The organism is Paenibacillus taiwanensis DSM 18679 (assembly GCF_000425125.1).
Lineage (GTDB): Bacteria > Bacillota > Bacilli > Paenibacillales > Paenibacillaceae > Paenibacillus_B > Paenibacillus_B taiwanensis.
The window spans coordinates 191,570-209,391 of record NZ_AULE01000024.1; the positions used below are offsets into that span (position 1 = coordinate 191,570).

The 17,822-nt window shown below is 42.7% G+C and carries 20 protein-coding genes; 19 read left to right on the plus strand and 1 reads right to left on the minus strand.

Going from position 1 to position 17,822, the window contains the following annotated elements; all coding sequences use genetic code 11:
- Positions 1–54 precede the first annotated feature (54 nt).
- The 14 genes from H509_RS0105385 to H509_RS24350 all read left to right on the plus strand — a co-directional run bounded on the left by H509_RS0105385 (position 55) and on the right by H509_RS24350 (position 14,557).
- A complete protein-coding gene (locus tag H509_RS0105385; protein ID WP_028544181.1) occupies positions 55–291 on the plus strand; it encodes a DUF4227 family protein in 237 nt (78 codons plus the stop codon).
- Positions 292–362: 71 nt separating this feature from the next.
- Positions 363–1,313: a tyrosine recombinase gene (locus H509_RS0105390; protein ID WP_028544182.1), complete on the plus strand. Its 951-nt coding sequence runs from the start codon at positions 363–365 to the stop codon at positions 1,311–1,313.
- A gap of 92 nt (positions 1,314–1,405) precedes the next feature.
- A complete protein-coding gene (gene deoB, locus H509_RS0105395) occupies positions 1,406–2,596 on the plus strand; it encodes a phosphopentomutase (protein ID WP_028544183.1) in 1,191 nt (396 codons plus the stop codon).
- Positions 2,597–2,635: 39 nt separating this feature from the next.
- The gene (locus H509_RS0105400; RefSeq protein WP_028544184.1) at positions 2,636–3,472 is read left to right on the plus strand and encodes a purine-nucleoside phosphorylase; all 837 of its coding nucleotides are present in this window, start codon (positions 2,636–2,638) and stop codon (positions 3,470–3,472) included.
- 78 nt (positions 3,473–3,550) lie between these two features.
- Positions 3,551–4,879, plus strand: coding sequence for a pyrimidine-nucleoside phosphorylase (locus H509_RS0105405; protein ID WP_028544185.1), 1,329 nt, complete (start codon positions 3,551–3,553; stop codon positions 4,877–4,879).
- A gap of 382 nt (positions 4,880–5,261) precedes the next feature.
- A complete protein-coding gene (locus H509_RS0105410; protein ID WP_245595992.1) occupies positions 5,262–6,371 on the plus strand; it encodes a D-alanyl-D-alanine carboxypeptidase family protein in 1,110 nt (369 codons plus the stop codon).
- 89 nt (positions 6,372–6,460) lie between these two features.
- The gene (gene spoIIAA / locus H509_RS0105415) at positions 6,461–6,814 is read left to right on the plus strand and encodes an anti-sigma F factor antagonist (RefSeq protein WP_028544187.1); all 354 of its coding nucleotides are present in this window, start codon (positions 6,461–6,463) and stop codon (positions 6,812–6,814) included.
- Positions 6,814–7,266: an anti-sigma F factor gene (spoIIAB, locus tag H509_RS0105420; RefSeq protein ID WP_028544188.1), complete on the plus strand. Its 453-nt coding sequence runs from the start codon at positions 6,814–6,816 to the stop codon at positions 7,264–7,266. The genes spoIIAA and spoIIAB overlap by 1 nt, the downstream gene beginning before the upstream one ends.
- Before the next feature lie 11 nt (positions 7,267–7,277).
- A complete protein-coding gene (gene sigF / locus H509_RS0105425; RefSeq protein ID WP_028544189.1) occupies positions 7,278–8,033 on the plus strand; it encodes an RNA polymerase sporulation sigma factor SigF in 756 nt (251 codons plus the stop codon).
- 586 nt (positions 8,034–8,619) lie between these two features.
- On the plus strand, positions 8,620–10,470 hold the full coding sequence (locus H509_RS24345) for a spore germination protein (RefSeq protein WP_084159094.1): 1,851 nt from the start codon (positions 8,620–8,622) through the stop codon (positions 10,468–10,470).
- 116 nt (positions 10,471–10,586) lie between these two features.
- Positions 10,587–11,918, plus strand: a complete 1,332-nt coding sequence (gene lysA, locus H509_RS0105435) for a diaminopimelate decarboxylase (RefSeq protein ID WP_028544190.1) — start codon at positions 10,587–10,589, stop codon at positions 11,916–11,918.
- Positions 11,919–12,200: 282 nt separating this feature from the next.
- Positions 12,201–12,629, plus strand: coding sequence for a peptidylprolyl isomerase (locus H509_RS0105440; RefSeq protein ID WP_028544191.1), 429 nt, complete (start codon positions 12,201–12,203; stop codon positions 12,627–12,629).
- Positions 12,630–13,389: 760 nt separating this feature from the next.
- On the plus strand, positions 13,390–14,061 hold the full coding sequence (locus H509_RS0105445; protein ID WP_028544192.1) for a hypothetical protein: 672 nt from the start codon (positions 13,390–13,392) through the stop codon (positions 14,059–14,061).
- 268 nt (positions 14,062–14,329) lie between these two features.
- A complete protein-coding gene (locus H509_RS24350) occupies positions 14,330–14,557 on the plus strand; it encodes a hypothetical protein (protein WP_169450856.1) in 228 nt (75 codons plus the stop codon).
- Positions 14,558–14,609: 52 nt separating this feature from the next.
- Here the strand turns inward: H509_RS24350 and H509_RS0105455 are convergent, their stop codons facing one another.
- Positions 14,610–14,978 carry a hypothetical protein gene (locus tag H509_RS0105455; RefSeq protein WP_028544193.1) on the minus strand — a complete coding sequence of 123 codons (369 nt, stop codon included), beginning with the start codon at positions 14,976–14,978 and terminating at the stop codon, positions 14,610–14,612.
- 506 nt (positions 14,979–15,484) lie between these two features.
- On the opposite strand from H509_RS0105455, the gene H509_RS0105460 reads away from it, so the two are divergent.
- From H509_RS0105460 to H509_RS0105475, 5 genes are all read left to right on the plus strand, one after another.
- A complete protein-coding gene (locus H509_RS0105460; protein ID WP_028544194.1) occupies positions 15,485–15,814 on the plus strand; it encodes a matrixin family metalloprotease in 330 nt (109 codons plus the stop codon).
- Between the two features lie 29 nt (positions 15,815–15,843).
- Complete coding sequence (locus H509_RS0105465) at positions 15,844–16,509, plus strand: hypothetical protein (protein ID WP_028544195.1); 666 nt, start codon at positions 15,844–15,846, stop codon at positions 16,507–16,509.
- A gap of 82 nt (positions 16,510–16,591) precedes the next feature.
- Positions 16,592–16,804 (plus strand): hypothetical protein, encoded by a 213-nt coding sequence (locus tag H509_RS28135; protein ID WP_211234308.1) that lies wholly within the window; start codon positions 16,592–16,594, stop codon positions 16,802–16,804.
- Between the two features lie 24 nt (positions 16,805–16,828).
- Positions 16,829–16,954: a hypothetical protein gene (locus tag H509_RS28540; RefSeq protein ID WP_281169718.1), complete on the plus strand. Its 126-nt coding sequence runs from the start codon at positions 16,829–16,831 to the stop codon at positions 16,952–16,954.
- Between the two features lie 60 nt (positions 16,955–17,014).
- Positions 17,015–17,650: a uridine kinase family protein gene (locus H509_RS0105475; RefSeq protein WP_028544196.1), complete on the plus strand. Its 636-nt coding sequence runs from the start codon at positions 17,015–17,017 to the stop codon at positions 17,648–17,650.
- Positions 17,651–17,822: the final 172 nt, after the last annotated feature.

The window sequence follows — 17,822 nt, forward strand, 5'->3', positions numbered from 1 at the left end:
GCTAGTCTTAGCCAGTCATATCTATGTATTACGTTTTAAGTGGGGGGATATCATATGATTGTTTCCGTGCGCCGATGGGCGGAAAGGCTCAAATTTATAGCTTTATTTTTGGTATGTACATATGCGATGGTTCAAATACTTGGTATGATGTCTAGCTGGATTGCCCCTGTTGATAAATATAAAGAGCCTCAGGGCAGAGCAATTAAAGTGTTCCACAGCGACCCCAATATTCGGATGGAGCCTGACACGTTGACGGATCGATTACGCTTATTCTATTGGATGGGTGAATAGCGTTTATGCAGGCATATGTTGTATGATAGAGAGGTAATAGATGAAGAGAATTAAGGGGTTACGTGGCAAGTATGACGACTCAATTGGAAAGACAGTTGGAACAGTATGATACCTATTTAAAGGAGGAACGTCATCTATCAGACCATACTCGTGATGCGTACATGCGGGACATGCATGCCTTTCTAGTTTATGCACGGGCAGAAGGCTTGCAGTGCGCGTCTGTAGTACAAGCACTCCATATATCACGATATATCGTTCAATTACGCACCATAGGCAGAGCAGCCTCTACCGTCACTAGGCACAAGGCCACGATAAGATCGTTCTTCTTGTATATGTATCGTGAAGGGCTTGTTGCCACAGATCCGACATTAGGGGTAGATACGCCAAAGGCAGAGCGCAAGTCTCCGCATTTGCTTACGATTGAACAAGTAGAGCAATTGTTAAGTGCGCCTGATCCGAACACTGCACAAGGTATACGGGATAGAGCGATGTTGGAAACGCTTTACGGCACAGGAGTAAGAATTTCAGAGCTTATCGCGCTTAATTGCGATGATGTTCATCTGAACTTGGCTTTTCTCCGCAGCATCATGAATCAGAAAGAGCGTATTATTCCCCTTGGCCAAGTTGCAGTCGAAGCGCTTCATACCTATTTGAATCATGTCAGGCCACAATTTGTAAGCAATTCGCAGCCTGATGAGTTATCCGACTTGGATAAGGTGGAGGCTAAGGAGCAAGCGCTCTTTGTCAATACGAGAGGCCAGAGAATGACACGACAAGGATTTTGGAAAATGGTAAAAAAGTATGCGAGCCTTTTATCGTGGCATTTTCCATTTACTCCGAATTCGCTTAGACAGTCATTTGCGGCCCATATGCTTAACAATGGGGCAGACGCAAGAGCCGTGCAAGAGATGCTTGGGCATGCGGATGTTTCGACAACTCAGCGATATGCACATTATGGAGCGCGGCTCAGCATGAAAGAGGTGTATACAACCTCGCATCCTCGTGCGAGAAAGTCACCTTGACTGTTAGCAGCTAATCACGCTTGGCCTGTGTAGAATGGAGAGCGTTCACATAACACAGACTAATCAGGAATTTAAACGAGGAGTGATTCGTGATGAGCCAAGCAGACAAACCGCGTTTTCGCAAAATAACTGTAATTGTGCTGGATAGCGTCGGGATTGGAGAACTACCTGATGCGCCTAGCTTCGGAGATGCCGGAGCCCATACACTTGGGCACATTATCGAACGTGTGCCTTCGATCAAGATTCCCCATATGCAGCGTCTTGGATTAGCCAATATTACGAATCTGGGAGCAGTGAAAGGCGTAGAGCAGCCAACAGGCATCTTCGGCAAGATGGCCGAAATATCAGCGGGAAAAGACACGATGACAGGTCATTGGGAATTAATGGGATTACATATTACGACACCTTTTAATACGTTCCCCGAAGGTTTCCCTGCTGAGCTTATTCAGCAATTTGAGGAAGCGACTGGACGTAAAGTGTTGTGTAACAAACCTGCTTCAGGTACAGATGTACTCGTTCAATATGGTGAGGAACAGATGAAGACAGGGGCATGGATCGTCTATACTTCAGCAGACAGCGTGTTTCAATTAGCGGCGCATGAGGAAGTGATCCCGCTAGATGAGCTGTACCGTGCTTGCGAGATTGCACGTAAGCTCACGTTAGTTGAACCTTATACGCTTGGGCGCGTAATCGCTCGTCCATATATTGGCGCACCAGGTCATTTTACAAGAACGTCCAACCGGCACGACTATGCCGTAAAGCCCCCATCTCCAACCGTTATGAATGCGCTTCACGATGGTGGTAAGGATGTAATAGCGGTAGGCAAAATTAACGATATTTTTACGGGTGAAGGGGTCAGTGCCACTTATCCTACCAAGAGTAATCAGCATGGAATTGAGATTACGATCGATCAGATGGGACAATCATTTGAGGGATTGTTGTTTACTAACTTAGTGGATTTTGACTCTTTATATGGTCACAGACGCGATCCAGAAGGGTATGCGAAGGCGTTAGAACAGTTTGATCTTGCAGTGCCCGCATTGTTGGAGCGAACTGGACCCGATGATCTCCTTATTATAACGGCTGATCATGGCAACGATCCTATTCATGCGGGGACGGATCATACGAGGGAATATGTCCCGCTACTGATCTACAGTCCTTCACTCGCGCCTGGTCGCTCGCTCGGTATTCGTGAAACGTATGCGGATTTGGGGGCCACGATAGCAGACAACTTTGATGTTGCACGGCCACTGATCGGAACTAGTTTTTTGCAGCAGTTATAGGATTATAATAAAGAAATCATGGGAGCGGAGGTTATAAAGATGAGTTTACAAGTATTGTCATATACACATATTCAAGAAGCTGCGGAGTTTATTCTTAAGCAAATTCCATCCGAGCCAGAGGTCGGTTTGATATTGGGGTCAGGACTGGGTGTGCTTGCTGATTTGGTAGAAGAGCCGGTGACTATCGCATATGAATCGATTCCTCATTTTCCTCAATCAACGGTTGAAGGCCATGCAGGTGAATTACTGATTGGTACTATTAAAGGCCGCACGGTCGTACTCATGAAAGGTCGTTTTCATATGTATGAGGGTTATGGGCCTGAGATGACGGCTTTCCCAGTACGGGTTATGAAAGCAATCGGCGTGAAGCAGCTATTGGTTACTAATGCGGCAGGCGGTATTAACATGTCCTATGAGGCAGGAGATTTAATGCTGATCAGTGATCACTTAAATATGACAGGGCAAAATCCGCTAACAGGTGCCAATGACGACAAGCTTGGAGTTCGCTTTCCTGATATGTCGGAGGCATACAGCCATCGTCTGCGGACGATAGCTAAAGAAGTGGGCGCGCGCCATAACTTTACGTTCCAGGAAGGTGTGTATGCGGGCTTGTTAGGCCCGAACTACGAGACACCTGCTGAAATTCGGATGTTAAGAGCATTAGGCGCAGATGCGGTAGGCATGTCCACGGTATCCGAGGTAATCGTAGCACGTCATGCCGGTATCGAAGTGCTTGGCATTTCATGCATTAGCAATATGGCAGCCGGTATTTTGGATCAGCCGTTGTCTCATGCTGAAGTTATGGAGACAGCTGAGAAGGTAAAGGGTCAATTTTTGCAATTGGTGCTTGATATTATTCCAGCGATGGCTGAATGACCGAAGTCATAATAGGCAATGATGGAACGGTAATTGGGATATTATAACGTTTGAACCAACTAGGGAGGCACACATACGATGAGAGCTGTTGACATCATTCATAAGAAACGCGAAGGTCATGTTTTAACAAATGAAGAAATTACATTTATGGTCCAAGGTTATAGCAATGGAGAGGTTCCAGACTATCAGGTTGCGGCTTGGGCAATGGCTATATTTTTTAAAGGGATGACAGCGCAAGAGACGGCTCAGCTTACTTTAGAGATGGCCAAGTCTGGGGATCAAATCGATTTAAGTCCAATTCAGGGAATTAAGGTGGACAAACATTCTACAGGTGGTGTAGGTGATAAGACTACTTTGGTACTTGCGCCAATGGTTGCAGCCGCTGGTGTGCCTGTCGCCAAGATGTCGGGCAGAGGACTAGGGCATACGGGAGGAACTATTGATAAGCTTGAAGCAATAGCAGGGTACCAGGTGGAATTGTCCCGTGATGATTTCTTCCGTCAAGTTAATGATATCGGCGTATCTCTTATTGGTCAGAGCGGTAATATTACACCTGCCGATAAGAAATTGTATAGTCTTCGTGATGTTACGGCGACAGTAGAGTCGATTCCGCTTATTGCGAGTTCCGTTATGAGCAAGAAGATTGCAGCAGGTGCTGATGCCATTGTACTGGATGTAAAAACAGGCAGCGGCGCATTTATGAAAACGCTGGATGATTCGATTGCATTGGCACAAGCAATGGTGGACATCGGAACAGAGGTTGGACGCGATACAGTAGCGATTATTTCGGATATGGATCAGCCGCTAGGGCATTTGATAGGTAATGCGTTAGAAGTGGAAGAGGCGATCCAGACGTTACGAGGGGAAGGTCCGGATGATCTTCATGAATTATCTTTAATTCTAGGTTCCCACATGCTAGTTCTTGGTGGACAAGCAAACAGCGTAGAGGAAGCAAGAGCTAAGCTTGAGCAGCATATTCAAGACGGCTCTGCTTTGGATCGGTTAAAGCAGTTGGTTGAAGCGCAAAAGGGCGACGTTGAAATGATTGCCGACCCTAATAAGCTTCCACATGCAGCGAAGCGTATTGAAGTACAAGCAGAACAAGCTGGATATGTTGCTGGAATCGAAGCGGAGAGCATTGGAATTGCAGCAATGCTCTTGGGTGCAGGGCGTGAAACGAAAGACAGTGTCATCGATCTCGCCGTTGGTCTTGATTTACGCAAAAAAGTCGGAGATCAAGTACAGGTGGGTGATGTGCTCGCCATCCTTCACGTTAACGATGAGAAGCGAGTAGACGAGGCTAAAGCACGCATTTTGCAGGCGTATCAATTAAGTGCCGAGCCTGTTCCACCGAAGCCGCTTGTTTATGCAATCGTAACGAAAGATGGCGTGCAACGTTTTGTGTAACTTCATGAATTGCAGGCAATAAAGGATATCAAGGGCATACACTTGACCATTTTGGTTTAGTGTATGTCTTTTTTGCGTGAAGCAAAGCTTTTGTTGGAATATTTTACTTCTTAGTGGACAACAATGAATAACAGGCACATCTGTCTTACGGTCTCACCTGTACGGCATTACGGGTGAATTTCACCTTGGAACGGATCAAACGGATGATGCATCACCTTGTAGAGGTATAGGAGGTAATCTATTGAATTCATGGAATCGCACGAGTATAACGATGATCGTATTTGCGGCGCTGTTGCTTCCAGTTCAAGCAGTTGCTTATTTGGCGGACGTGCCGCCTGATTATTCTAACTCTGCCCTGCTGCCGAATAGTGAACAACTCTCGATGCCGGCAGCAACCAGTGAAACGGATGCGCTGCAATTAGCGGCAAGTGCACGTTCAGCAGTGTTAATGGATGCGGACACAGGTACTATCATTTTTGATAAAAACAGTCATGACCGTCTGCCGCCAGCTAGTATTACTAAAATTATGACGATGCTACTTATTATGGAGTCTGTCAAAGACGGAAAGCTGAAAATGACAGACAAGGTTAGAACGAGTGAGTACGCCGCTTCTATGGGTGGATCACAAATCTTCTTGGAGCCAGGAGAAGAAATGACGGTGCAGGAGATGTTAAAAGGCATTGCGATGGCATCTGGCAATGATGCATCTGTTGCGATGGCAGAGAAAATCGCAGGGTCTGAGCAGGCATTTGTGCAAATGATGAATGAAAAAGCGAAGCAATTGGGTATGAAGGATACCCACTTTGTCAATTGTAACGGCTTGCCAGCTAATAACCACTATACGTCTGCTTATGATATCGCTTTGATGTCACAGGCGCTGCTGCAATATCCGGAAATTACAAAATTTACAGGCGCATACGAAGACTATCTTAGACAGCATACAGAGAAAAAGTTTTGGCTCGTCAATACGAATAAGCTTGTTCGCTTTTATACTGGTGCAGATGGTTTGAAGACAGGTTATACGTCTGAAGCCAAATATTGTTTATCTGCTACGGCAAAGCGGGACAATATGCGAATCGTTGCGGTAGTGCTCGGCGAACCAAATACGAAGACACGCAACAGCGAGGTATCTCAATTGTTTGACTATGCTTTCGCACAGTATACCAATGTGCCACTAATAAAGAGCGGTGATCGTATTGGTGAGATTCGTATTGAAAAGGGAATGAATGAGAAGCTGGAGCTTACGGCAAAACGTTCCTATCATGTCCTGCTCAAAAAGGGAGAGGCTTCCAACCAAATTCGGTATGAACTGGTCGCGCCGGAGTCAATCAAAGCACCGATTACAGCTGGTCAGTCGATCGGCAAAATCGTAGTGTATCAAGGGGAAAAAGTCGTAAAAGAATTTCCTGTCGAATCGGCTCAAACGATCGAAAAAGCAGGTTGGTGGACGATGTTTAAACGCACGTGTGGGAAGTTGTTTTTTGTCAACTAAACAGACGTAGCTTCTAGTTTTGTCGGCAGGCAGGAATTGGCATGCGATATCACGAAATCGTTCAGCATCGCGGGAGGAGAGTGAGACGCATGAATTTGCAGGTTGAGTTAGTTCATCAACGTAACGTATTAATTACCCGGCTTCGGGGAGAACTGGACCACCACACATCAGAGCTAGTACGTATCCAGTTGGATGAAGCCATTCAGCGTGGCCAAATAAACCATGTGGTGCTTAGTTTGAAAGATCTAACTTTTATGGACAGTTCAGGATTAGGTGTTATTTTGGGGCGTTACAAGCTGATTAAAGCAAAAGGCGGCAGAATGGTAGTGTGTGACATGAATCCGGCGGTAAGCCGTTTGTTCGAATTGTCAGGCTTGTTCAAAATTGTAAGTGTGTACGATAACGAGCGCACCGCGCTTACCGGTCTGGAGGTCGTATCATAATGAAGCACTCAGGAACGAACAGAATGAGCCTTCAATTTTCAAGTCGTTCGGAGAATGAAGCTTTTGCACGTGTCACGGTAGCTGCCTTCGTATCGCAACTTGACCCGACATTAGAAGAACTTACAGATATGAAGACCGTAATCTCGGAAGCCGTTACCAACTGTATTATTCATGGATACGATAATGACCCTGATGGTGAAGTGACGATTTCAGCGGAGATAGAGGGTGAGGAAGTGACGATTATCGTCTCGGATAAAGGTCATGGAATCGAAGATATTGACTTAGCACGGCAGCCGTTGTATACGTCAAAACCAGATATGGAGCGCTCCGGTATGGGGTTTACGATTATGGAAAATTTCATGGACGAGTTCGAAGTCAGCACTGAACTTGGCGCCGGTACGAGTATTCGCATGAAAAAGCGAATTGAATCGAAAAAAGCGCTTTATAATTAGGGGTTGAAGCGATGAAAGTGGATATGAAGCAATCGTCAAATGCCTATTTGGACGACGCGGAGGTTAAGCGGCTCATTGCTTTAAGCCAATCGGGAGACGGATTGGCCCGTGAACGGCTTGTAAACAGCAATATCAGGTTGGTGTGGTCTGTCGTACAACGTTTTATGAATCGCGGCTATGAACCTGAGGATTTATTTCAGATCGGTTGTATCGGTTTGTTGAAATCCGTTGATAAGTTTGACTTGTCCTACGATGTGAAATTTTCGACGTATGCAGTACCGATGATTATCGGAGAGATCCAACGTTTTCTTCGAGACGATGGAACATTAAAGGTAAGCCGTTCGCTCAAGGAAATGGCCAATAAGGTCAGAAAGATGAAGGACGAGCTGTCAAAAACATTGGGCCGGCTGCCTACAATTAGCGAGGTGGCGTCTGAACTGGGCGTCACGCCGGAAGATGTAGTTTTTGCTCAAGAGGCCAACAAGCCGCCTACTTCGATCCATGAGACGGTGTTTGAGAATGACGGTGATCCAATTACACTGATGGATCAGATTGCTGACGAGTCACAGGATCGCTGGTTTGACAAGCTTGCGTTAAATGAAGCGATTGAAGGACTAAACGAGCGTGAACGGTTAATTGTCTATTTAAGGTATTTCAGAGATCAGACCCAGTCTGAGGTAGCTAGTCGATTAGGCATATCACAGGTTCAAGTGTCACGATTAGAGAAAAAAATATTACAGTCCATTAAAGCTCAAATTGCTCAGTAACCGGACTGTCCAACGAAACCGTTTGTCTCACTAACCGTTAAAAGGGAGGCAAACGGTTTTTTATTTATTTATCGCTCATGAAGATGCTGTAACTGTTCCATACTAATACCATTCCGGTATGTTCGTTCACTAACCGCAATGAACATGTTTTAGGAGGGTAAAGATGTCAAGCACAACGACAACAGGTGGGAAAGAAAACAGTAGTGGTGGTGAAGGTTTGCCATCTTCGCTTGTGGGCTCGTCCGAGCATCAAGCAGCAAGGCAAGGCACGATGCGGGGCTCGCAACAAGGCTATTCATCGAGAAACTATAACGCGCAGGATACGGCATCCAATCAACAAATGCCCATGAATACACATTCCACACGCCGCTATCAACAATCACTCACCGCTGATTATGAGCAGCAGCGTCAGGATAGCGCCCAACAAGGAGCTGGTGCGGGCACAAATGGCAGGCAGCATGACAACACAAGTCGTCCCTATACATTTGCAGGATTCAGGGACAGCTATGTATCAGATGTGAATAAAGGCAGGAACCCATCTGGGAGCCAAGTTCACACGCATGAAGAGGAGCAACGTTCATCCTTTATGTCGTCAGGACAAAAGGCAAATAATTCTGATGACGATAAAGAGAGCAAGGCGTCTAAACACGTATCCGCTTCAGGAGATTCATCATCAGAACAAAGGAAGCACGATACATCTTCACAACAGCACGAGCAGGGAGGGAAGCAGGAGCACCGCACAGAGCAAAATAATGCGGATCAGCAGGCCAATCAACATGAAGCCAATCAAGATCCAGGCAAACAAAACCAAGGCAAACAAGCTGAATCCAAGGCAGCAGCGGAAGCAAAGGCTTACGGCTCGCATAGTGAGGGTGGCAGCGATAAGCCGAAAGAATCAGCAGAACATCGTTATAAACGAGAGCATGAGCTTTCAAATGACTTGGTTGCCTCCATTGTCTATTGGCAAAAAGATGATGCCATTCCAAGACGACTAAAGGACACGAAACGTACGCTGACAGATGTAGTCGGATTCGGTAAGTCTTTTGATATTATGTTTCGTGAAATGACATTTGGTCAACGAAATGTGGGGTTGTTCTACATTAACGGGTTTGCGAAGGACGAAGTAATGACGATGATTTTGGCCCGCCTTACGATGTTAGATAAGTCTCAAGTAAGCGCAAACGCTTTTAAATCGTTTTTTGAGTGTTACATTCCTCATGTTCAGGTCGAGAAAGTAACGAAGATGAGCGAGGCGATTAACAAAGTATTGTCAGGATGCAGCGCCTTTTTTATTGAACATGAGGCTGCTGCGATTATTGTAGATGTTAAAACTTTCCCTGGTAGAGGTCCAGAGGAGCCTTCGCTTGAAAGAGTTGTGCGAGGGGCTAGAGATGGTTTTACAGAAACGTTGTTGACAAACGTTACTTTAGTAAGACGACGTTTGCGGGACCCCGGGCTCAAATATGAGATGGTGCAGGTAGGTCGTCGCACTCGAACAGATGTCTGCATAGCCTATATCGATGACATTGCGGATATGCAAATGGTGGAGTCTGTCCGAGACAAAATTAAAAAAGTAAACTTATCAGGTTTGCCACTTGCGGATAAACAGCTAGAAGAGGCCATTATTAACAAAGGATGGAATCCTTATCCGCTCGTCCGATATTCTGAGCGCCCTGACTCAGTCGCGTCTCATCTTATGGACGGCAGCATCGTCTTGTTTGTAGACACATCACCTTCTGTCATGATTTTGCCGACAACCTTTTTTGATCTTTGCCAGCATGCGGAAGAGAACCGACAGACTGCATTTATGGGAACTTACTTAAGGTGGGTTCGGTTCGTAGGTATTTTTGCATCGTTGTTTCTACTTCCGTTATGGCTGCTAATGGTGATGGAGCCTGGCTTGAAGCCAGCTGCCCTGCAAATTCTAGGTCCACAGCAGTCCGCTAAGCTTCCGATTATTTTGCAGTTTTTGCTTGCAGAGCTAGGGGTTGATCTCATGCGGATGGCTGCGGTGCATACCCCTACGCCGCTTGCTACCGCGATGGGCTTAGTAGCAGCAATTCTTCTTGGTGACATCGCGGTAAAAACGGGCGTATTTGTGAATGAGGTTATCTTATACATGGCTGTTGCCGCAGTGGGGATGTTTGCAACGCCGAGTTATGAGCTGGCGCTGGCGAATCGGATTATTCGATTGATGCTGCTCGTTGCCGTCGCCGCCTTTAAGGTGCCAGGCTTTATTATCGGCATTACCGTGTTTATCGTATTTCTGGCGTTGCATCGCTCGTACAATTCGTCGTACTTGTGGCCCTTTATTCCGTTTAATGCAAAGGCGCTCTACAACATTTTTGTACGACAGCCATTCTTGTTGTCTAAGGAACGGCCTAGCTTTAACAAGACAAAAGACGCTTCCAAGATGCGTCCAAATTCCGATTCCTGATTGAAGATTAATGCAAATGATGTGCACATTAGTCCATTCTGTGAATTGGAACTTTCCTGTTATAATTTTGGTAATGAATAACTATTGGAAATGGTACAGGAAATGGGGAATGGACAGTGTATTTACATGGAACTAGCACGATTAATGATCTAGGACATTTAACGATTGGCGGTTGTGATGTAACTGATCTGAAAGCCCAGTTTGGCACGCCGCTTTATATTGTAGATGAGCAATTAGTGAGACAGCGCAGTCGTCAATATATGGAGGCATTTCGGGAATCTGGCTTAAAGTTTCAGGTTGCATATGCGAGCAAGGCGTTTTGTGTAATGGCGATGTGTAGGCTTGCGGATGAAGAGGGCTTGTCTTTGGACGTTGTGTCTGATGGTGAACTGTATACGGCACTGGAGGCAGGATTTCCGGCCCATCGTATTCATTTCCACGGCAATAACAAGACGCCAGATGAAATTGAGATGGCGCTTGAGGCGAATATCGGATGTTTTGTTGTAGATAACTTTACGGAGCTGCAATTGTTAAATGTGATGGCCAAGCAGCGGGCACGTAAGGTAAATGTATTGCTTCGTGTTACGCCTGGCGTAGAGGCACATACACATGAATACATTTCCACAGGTCAGACGGATTCCAAGTTTGGCTTTGACATCGGCAACGGCACAGCCTATGAAGCGGTTCAGCAGGCAGCTAAAGCGGATGGATTGGATCTATTAGGCGTTCATTCCCACATTGGGTCGCAAATTTTTGAAGTAGAAGGTTTCCAGATGGCAGTTGAACGGGTTGCTCAATTCACACGCCAAGTAAAAGAACAGTCAGGCGTTAGCTTCCGGGTCGTCAATTTGGGGGGCGGGTTTGGCATTCGTTATACAGAAGGTGACACACCGCTAGCTGTCGCAGATTACGTGAAGGCGATTACAGACGCGGTAAAAGTGCACTTTGCAAATTGGAATGAGTCATTGCCTGAAATTTGGGTTGAGCCAGGTCGCAGCATCGTTGGTGATGCAGGGACAACGTTGTACACGGTCGGTACTGTTAAAGAAATACCAGGTGTTCGCAAATACGTTGCGGTTGATGGTGGTATGACGGACAATCCTCGCCCAGCTTTGTATGAGTCCCGCTATGAGGCTTTGTTAGCTAATCGAGCTAATGAGGCGGCGGAGGAGGTTGTATCTATCGCAGGTAAATGCTGTGAAAGTGGCGACATGCTCATTTGGGATTTGTCGTTACCGCTTGTGCAGCAGGACGATCTTTTGGCGGTATCCTGCACTGGCGCCTACAATTATGCAATGGCAAGCAACTATAACCGAATTCGTAAGCCTGCGGTTGTATTTGTTCAGAATGGTCAAGCGGACCTCGTTGTAGGCCGCGAGACACACCAAGACATCGTCGGCAAGGATGTCATTCCGGCAAGATTGCAAAAAGTGTTAGTCAGTCAATAAGGTTTGCGATAGTGGAGGTAGACGTGACTTGCTCATTAGAGTTTTGTGACTGTCTGCGTAAGTACGGGTGTATCAAGAATGAGCAACACCGAGCTGTAGGGGGATTTCCTTTGGCTTGGTGTTGTTTTTGGCTTCGTAAAGTTGTAAGTCGGGGCTATTATGCTGAAGGAAAAAATGTTGTTCTGATTGTGGTCATGATGTGTTTGTTGTGTTGAATCGGTCTGCAATGATATACTGTACACGGTGTGTTTATTTCGCATATGAGAAAGGATGTTTATTATAATGAAAAAAGCAAACATCACGCTGGAAAACGGCGGCCAAGTTGTCATTGAATTGTTCGAAAATGAAGCTCCAGGCACGGTTGCCAACTTTGAAAAATTGGCGAATGAAGGTTTCTACAACGGTTTGTCCTTCCATCGTGTAATTAAAGGATTTGTAGCTCAAGGCGGCTGCCCTAACGGTACAGGTACAGGTGGACCTGGTTATACAATCAAATGTGAAACAGCTGGCAACCCGCACAAACACGTTAAAGGTGCTTTGTCTATGGCTCATGCAGGCAAAGATACAGGCGGTAGCCAGTTCTTCATCTGTTACGATGCATTCCCGCATCTTGATGGCGTACATACTGTATTTGGCCAAGTTATCGAAGGTGTTGAGCATGTTGATGCCATTAAACAAGGCGACAAAATGGCGAAAGTTGAAGTAGCATAGGCATAATAGAAAGAATCCTCTTAGTGTGTATTTTAATGCTCTAAGAGGATTTTTTTTGTATTCTGGAAAGTGGATACCAATTGTTAAAAAGATTAAGACTTGTCGTGATAATGTCAATTTTCCTATTCTCGTTCTCAACAACTTCAAGCGCTCATGAAATGTATTATAGTGGATCAGCACCAAACTGGACGCCGATTAATTTGAAGTAGAGCATAACAAATTTTGGTGCGGCACATTTAAAATTTAACAATGATTCTCTAAGTTCTGATTACACTAATCATTATGTCAATGCAACAAATGCATGGCCGAATAGTACATCTAAAGTACAAACATCTAGAACAACGTTTTCTTATTCTAATGTAGACATATTGTCGCCAACAGATTCCTTTTGGGAACAAAAAGTAGGATATCTTAATGTGTACAATGTATACGGTATTACGGATATAACCACAACAGATAACATTCTAATAACAGATTCAAACTCAGCTAAAAATTCCTCTCGACTAATTAAGTACGGTCACATTTATATGAACCCTCATTCAAAAGTATTTGGAAGTGAAAATGATAAATTATATACAATGGTGCATGAGATCGGTCATGTGTTAGGGTTAGGGCATCCAGATTACATATACTATCCTGTAAATGATCAGTCTATCATGAAACAAGGATCGTATTCGAGCTACAGTACTCCAAGAACTCATGACATAAACGATATTTCAAATAAATATTAATGTTTATATTGAAGAATGGAGGTAATGTTATGCTAATTACGAGGAAGACCAAGATTTTTAGTATGGTGGGATGTGTTACTATTTTGTTTGTGTTATCAATGTATATATACAACGAAAAAAGTTCATCTATAGGACTTTCCGCCGATAGGATACACGAATTGCGACAAGAATACCCTTCCTTAGACGGTGAACATGCAACATACCATATGAAAAAACAATCCTTTCAAGATGTTACTAAGCTAACCGAAACTATCATTACTGCTGAAGTAGTTGGCGAATTACCAGAGTACGTGATCGATTTAACAGGACTACCAAACACCCCAGAAGATAAGATTAACCAGAAGAGGAAGCAAAATGGATTACCATCTCTCACTGCTACATTTTCACAATATGAAGTTAAGGTTTTGGAAACCGTAAACGGAAAGCCAGTAACAGGTAATATAAAATTAGTCTATAACTCAGCATTTCGGGGAATTGAACCAGATCTTAAAAAAGGGATGAAAATTGTAACAGCTATTTCCGCAGGGAAACTGGCTCATGAAGGGAAATTTTACTTCACTAGATTTGGAACTTACTACATCGTTGATAACGATTATGTACTTTCAGCAGTAGATGATGAATTCTCAGTTAAGATGAACGGAAGACCATTAAAAGAATTTATTGATGAAATTAGTACAATATCTTTACCTCCACCTCGTTAATGCAATACGGTAATATCTGTTACACAAGATATTACCGTATTTATTGTTTGATATGATGATTTAATAAATACAGTGGACATATAAATGGATATCTCTCAATATGTTAGACACACAGTATCAAGATAGTCAAACCTGCAATTGATTCTCTGTATATATGCTGTGATATGAATTTTTTTCTTTATTTAGAGATTTAAGTTTGCTGGAGCGCGCGAATGTCACTTGCTACGGGATTCCCGTCTTCCATATCAAGGCGCCAGAATTGGTTGTGATGATAAATAGAATTTCACCTTATCGTAGGGATGAAGGGTGTTTACGGGGCTTTGCATATGACTTTCCTGAAATCGGACTCACCTTATATCGTTCTCGTATCATAACAGATGAGGATTTGGGAGCTGATTGGTTCAAGGCTCAAAGCCTCGATGATCATGAGTATGAAAAGAAATTCATGTATTTTGAAACGGTTATGGTGTGTGGACAAAACTATTTAAATAGATAGTAAAAAATACCCCCGTATCCGATTCGATATTTTGGATCGGGGGTATAAATATTTATTTACTGAAAGATAGTCCTTCCTTATCAATGATCTCGATTAATCGTTGTTCATCTTCCATTACAGTTATGTTTAGTTCATTTAGAACTTTATCAATCGCATCTAATTCCAACTTCTCTTTGTTACCATCAGCCAAATCTCGTACATAGTCAGTAGCGATATCAGCAATATCTAATGTAACGTTTACTCGATCTGCAATGTTCTTATCAAGTCCCATAGTGGTTTCATTATTGAGAAAGCCCTTTTTAAGAAAGTATGAAATTACGAAAACCCCTGAAATTACTGCCACTGTTACGATACAAATTACGTTAAAATGTCCTGTGTCTCTAAAAGCCTCTTTTGACCTGTGATCTGATAATACTGACAAAGTATCCTGATTAGAGAATACAAGTTAAAAATTGTATAAATATTAATAATGATCATATTAATTATAATACTTGTTATGCTATTATAATCTGGGTTTACAAATAATTGAACAGAAAGGAAGGATTTCGGGGATTGGTTTAAAAAATAGTTTCGGTAGTTTTATTATTTTGAGAAAGGTGGATACAAATTGTTAAAAAGATTAAGACTTGTCGTGATAATGTCAATTTTTCTATTATCGTTCTCAACAACTTCAAGTGCTCATGAAATGTATTATAGTGGATCAGCACCAAACTGGACGCCGATTAATTTGAAGTAGAGCATAACAAATTTTGGTGCGGCACATTTAAAATTTAACAATGATTCTCTAAGTTCTGATTACACTAATCATTATGTCAATGCAACAAATGCATGGCCGAATAGTACATCTAAAGTACAAACGTCTAGAACAACGTTTTCTTATTCTAATGTAGACATATTGACGCCTACAAAAGTTTTTGGAGACAAGCGGTGGGCGCTTCATTAGAATACTATGCTTACGCGCTTACTGATGTAACCACCACAGACAATATCCTTGTAACTGACACCACCTCTGCCCAAAATTCCTCTCGATTAATTAAGTACGGTCATATATATATGAACCCACATGCACAAGTATTTGGAAGTGAGAATGATAAATTGTATACAATGGTGCATGAAATTGGACACGTTTTAGGTTTAGGTCATCCTAATTCTATATTTTACCCAGTTAATGATGACTCTGTAATGAGACAATCAGCTTACTCAGGATATACGACACCAAGAAATCATGATATAAATGATATTTCGAGTAAGTATTAATATATGCTAAAAGATAGGAGGATAATTTAATGGTGATAACTAAAAAAACTAAAGTCTTCAGCTTAGTAGCTTGTAGTATTATATTACTTGTAATATCCTATTTAGTGATTTATTCGAATAATTCAGGTTCTCTATCCTCAGAACGAATTCATCAGTTAAGACTAAATTATCCTGCATATAATAATGAATCAGCAATGTATCATGTAAAACGGCCATCCTTTCAAGAAATAGCTAAAGTATCAGAGAGTATTATTTCAGCCGAAGTCATCGGTGAGTTACCAGAATACGAAATTGACTTATTTGGGCAGCCGAATACACCAGAATTTAAGATTAATGAGAAAATGAAAAAGAATGGACTTCCTACAAAACGAGCAACGTTTGTTCAATACGAAGTAAAGGTCTTGGAAACATTAAATGATGAACCAGTTAATGGAAATATTAAATTAGTTTACAATAAAGCCTTTAAAGATGCCGAAGTTGATCTTAAAAAGGGAACTAAGATTATCACAGTTATAGCCAAAGGGGATACTGTGCACGAAGGGAAGCATTTCTTTACCAAATTCGGGACATATTACATCGTAGACAATGATTATGTTCTTTCAGCAGTAGATGATGACTTCTCAAAAAAAATGAACGGGAAGACAGTAACATCATTGTTAGACGAAATTAAATCAATGGAACTATTATCACATTAATGGAATACGGTAATATCTTATCTATTGAGATATTACCGTATTGTTATATATGGTAATACTTATTTGAGAATTTTGCATTAATTTGAGCAAGGGTACCCAGATTGGGCATGTTGATAAACATATTCAATCCACAGTCATCTCTTCTGCAAACAATATTTGTGAGTCCATCGATAAGACTTTTTGTGGATCGATCTTGATATCGATCCATAACGAGATGGACGATGGTCGTCCGAAAGTAAGTTTCAATCGACCACTGGTCTCGCAGCATCGTGTTGCAATAAATCAGGTAGGCTAGGAATTAGCTCAGGATGCAATTGAAATGAGAAAGAACCATTTGGAACCTGCTACACGTGAACTATTGGAAGAAGCCAATGTAATCCCTCTTAAAGAAGGATTAGCGATTGGACATATTTACGACGCAGCAACGTGGCAGCTCTATATTTGACTGTATAGAATGCTAATAACTCTTAATATTTTATACACAAACAAAGGTGGTTTCTCAAATATGATACACACGGTAGAAGAACTATTGAATATGCTGCATAAACTTCCGAGAAAAAATAATATTCTTTTAGTAGGCATAGATGGCTGTGGAGGTTCCGGAAAAAGTTCATTGGCTAGAAAGCTTCGTGACATTAGTAATGAGGTGGTTTTAATTGAAATGGATGATTTTTATCGTCCATCTAGTGAAAGAACAGTTAATCCTGAATCAAATTCGGTAGGAGCAGATTTTGACTGGATGCGTGTAAGGGAGCAAGTTTTGCTTCCTCTGTGTTCTGGTAAAGAAGGTAATTTTCAGCGCTATGATTGGGATAATGACCGTTTAGCAGAATGGCACGAAGTTCCGATTAATGGGATTGTAATTATTGAAGGGGTTTACTCTACACGCAAAGAGTTATCGGAATTTTATGATTTTAAAATTTGGGTGGATAGTCCTTATAACGTTCGTCTTGAGCGAGGCTTAGCACGAGATGGAGAAGCAGCTCGTGCTCGATGGGAAAATGAATGGATGCCAGCAGAAGACAGATACGTCAATGAACATCGCTCTTATGAGTTGGCTGATATTGTCATAGACGGATCAGGGATACAAGCTAGTTTAGATGAAAATAAATTATTTGTTGTTAAAAGTAAGTTTCTTTAATCCTTTTGAGATCGTAAAATATGTTGTGTAAGTGAAGTGGCTACACACGTACACTACATACCGAGTGACTAAAGGGGCAGATCAGATGACTGTTAAACATGTTGCTTTTATATTAATATTTCTCATATCCTTCTTCAGTTCAGGCTGTGCGAGCGCTCCGAGAAATGAAAAA

Excerpts from the sequence above, each read along its gene's own strand:
- H509_RS0105385 (WP_028544181.1), top strand. The coding sequence starts at position 55 with ATGATTGTTTCCGTGCGCCGATGGGCGGAAAGGCTCAAATTTATAGCT.
- H509_RS0105390 (WP_028544182.1), top strand. The coding sequence starts at position 363 with ATGACGACTCAATTGGAAAGACAGTTGGAACAGTATGATACCTATTTA.
- deoB (WP_028544183.1), top strand. The coding sequence starts at position 1,406 with ATGAGCCAAGCAGACAAACCGCGTTTTCGCAAAATAACTGTAATTGTG.
- H509_RS0105400 (WP_028544184.1), top strand. The coding sequence starts at position 2,636 with ATGAGTTTACAAGTATTGTCATATACACATATTCAAGAAGCTGCGGAG.
- H509_RS0105405 (WP_028544185.1), top strand. The coding sequence starts at position 3,551 with ATGAGAGCTGTTGACATCATTCATAAGAAACGCGAAGGTCATGTTTTA.
- H509_RS0105410 (WP_245595992.1), top strand. The coding sequence starts at position 5,262 with ATGCCGGCAGCAACCAGTGAAACGGATGCGCTGCAATTAGCGGCAAGT.
- spoIIAA (WP_028544187.1), top strand. The coding sequence starts at position 6,461 with ATGAATTTGCAGGTTGAGTTAGTTCATCAACGTAACGTATTAATTACC.
- spoIIAB (WP_028544188.1), top strand. The coding sequence starts at position 6,814 with ATGAAGCACTCAGGAACGAACAGAATGAGCCTTCAATTTTCAAGTCGT.
- sigF (WP_028544189.1), top strand. The coding sequence starts at position 7,278 with ATGAAAGTGGATATGAAGCAATCGTCAAATGCCTATTTGGACGACGCG.
- H509_RS24345 (WP_084159094.1), top strand. The coding sequence starts at position 8,620 with ATGTCGTCAGGACAAAAGGCAAATAATTCTGATGACGATAAAGAGAGC.
- H509_RS0105440 (WP_028544191.1), top strand. The coding sequence starts at position 12,201 with ATGAAAAAAGCAAACATCACGCTGGAAAACGGCGGCCAAGTTGTCATT.
- H509_RS0105445 (WP_028544192.1), top strand. The coding sequence starts at position 13,390 with ATGCTAATTACGAGGAAGACCAAGATTTTTAGTATGGTGGGATGTGTT.
- H509_RS24350 (WP_169450856.1), top strand. The coding sequence starts at position 14,330 with ATGATAAATAGAATTTCACCTTATCGTAGGGATGAAGGGTGTTTACGG.
- H509_RS0105465 (WP_028544195.1), top strand. The coding sequence starts at position 15,844 with ATGGTGATAACTAAAAAAACTAAAGTCTTCAGCTTAGTAGCTTGTAGT.
- H509_RS28540 (WP_281169718.1), top strand. The coding sequence starts at position 16,829 with ATGAGAAAGAACCATTTGGAACCTGCTACACGTGAACTATTGGAAGAA.
- H509_RS0105475 (WP_028544196.1), top strand. The coding sequence starts at position 17,015 with ATGATACACACGGTAGAAGAACTATTGAATATGCTGCATAAACTTCCG.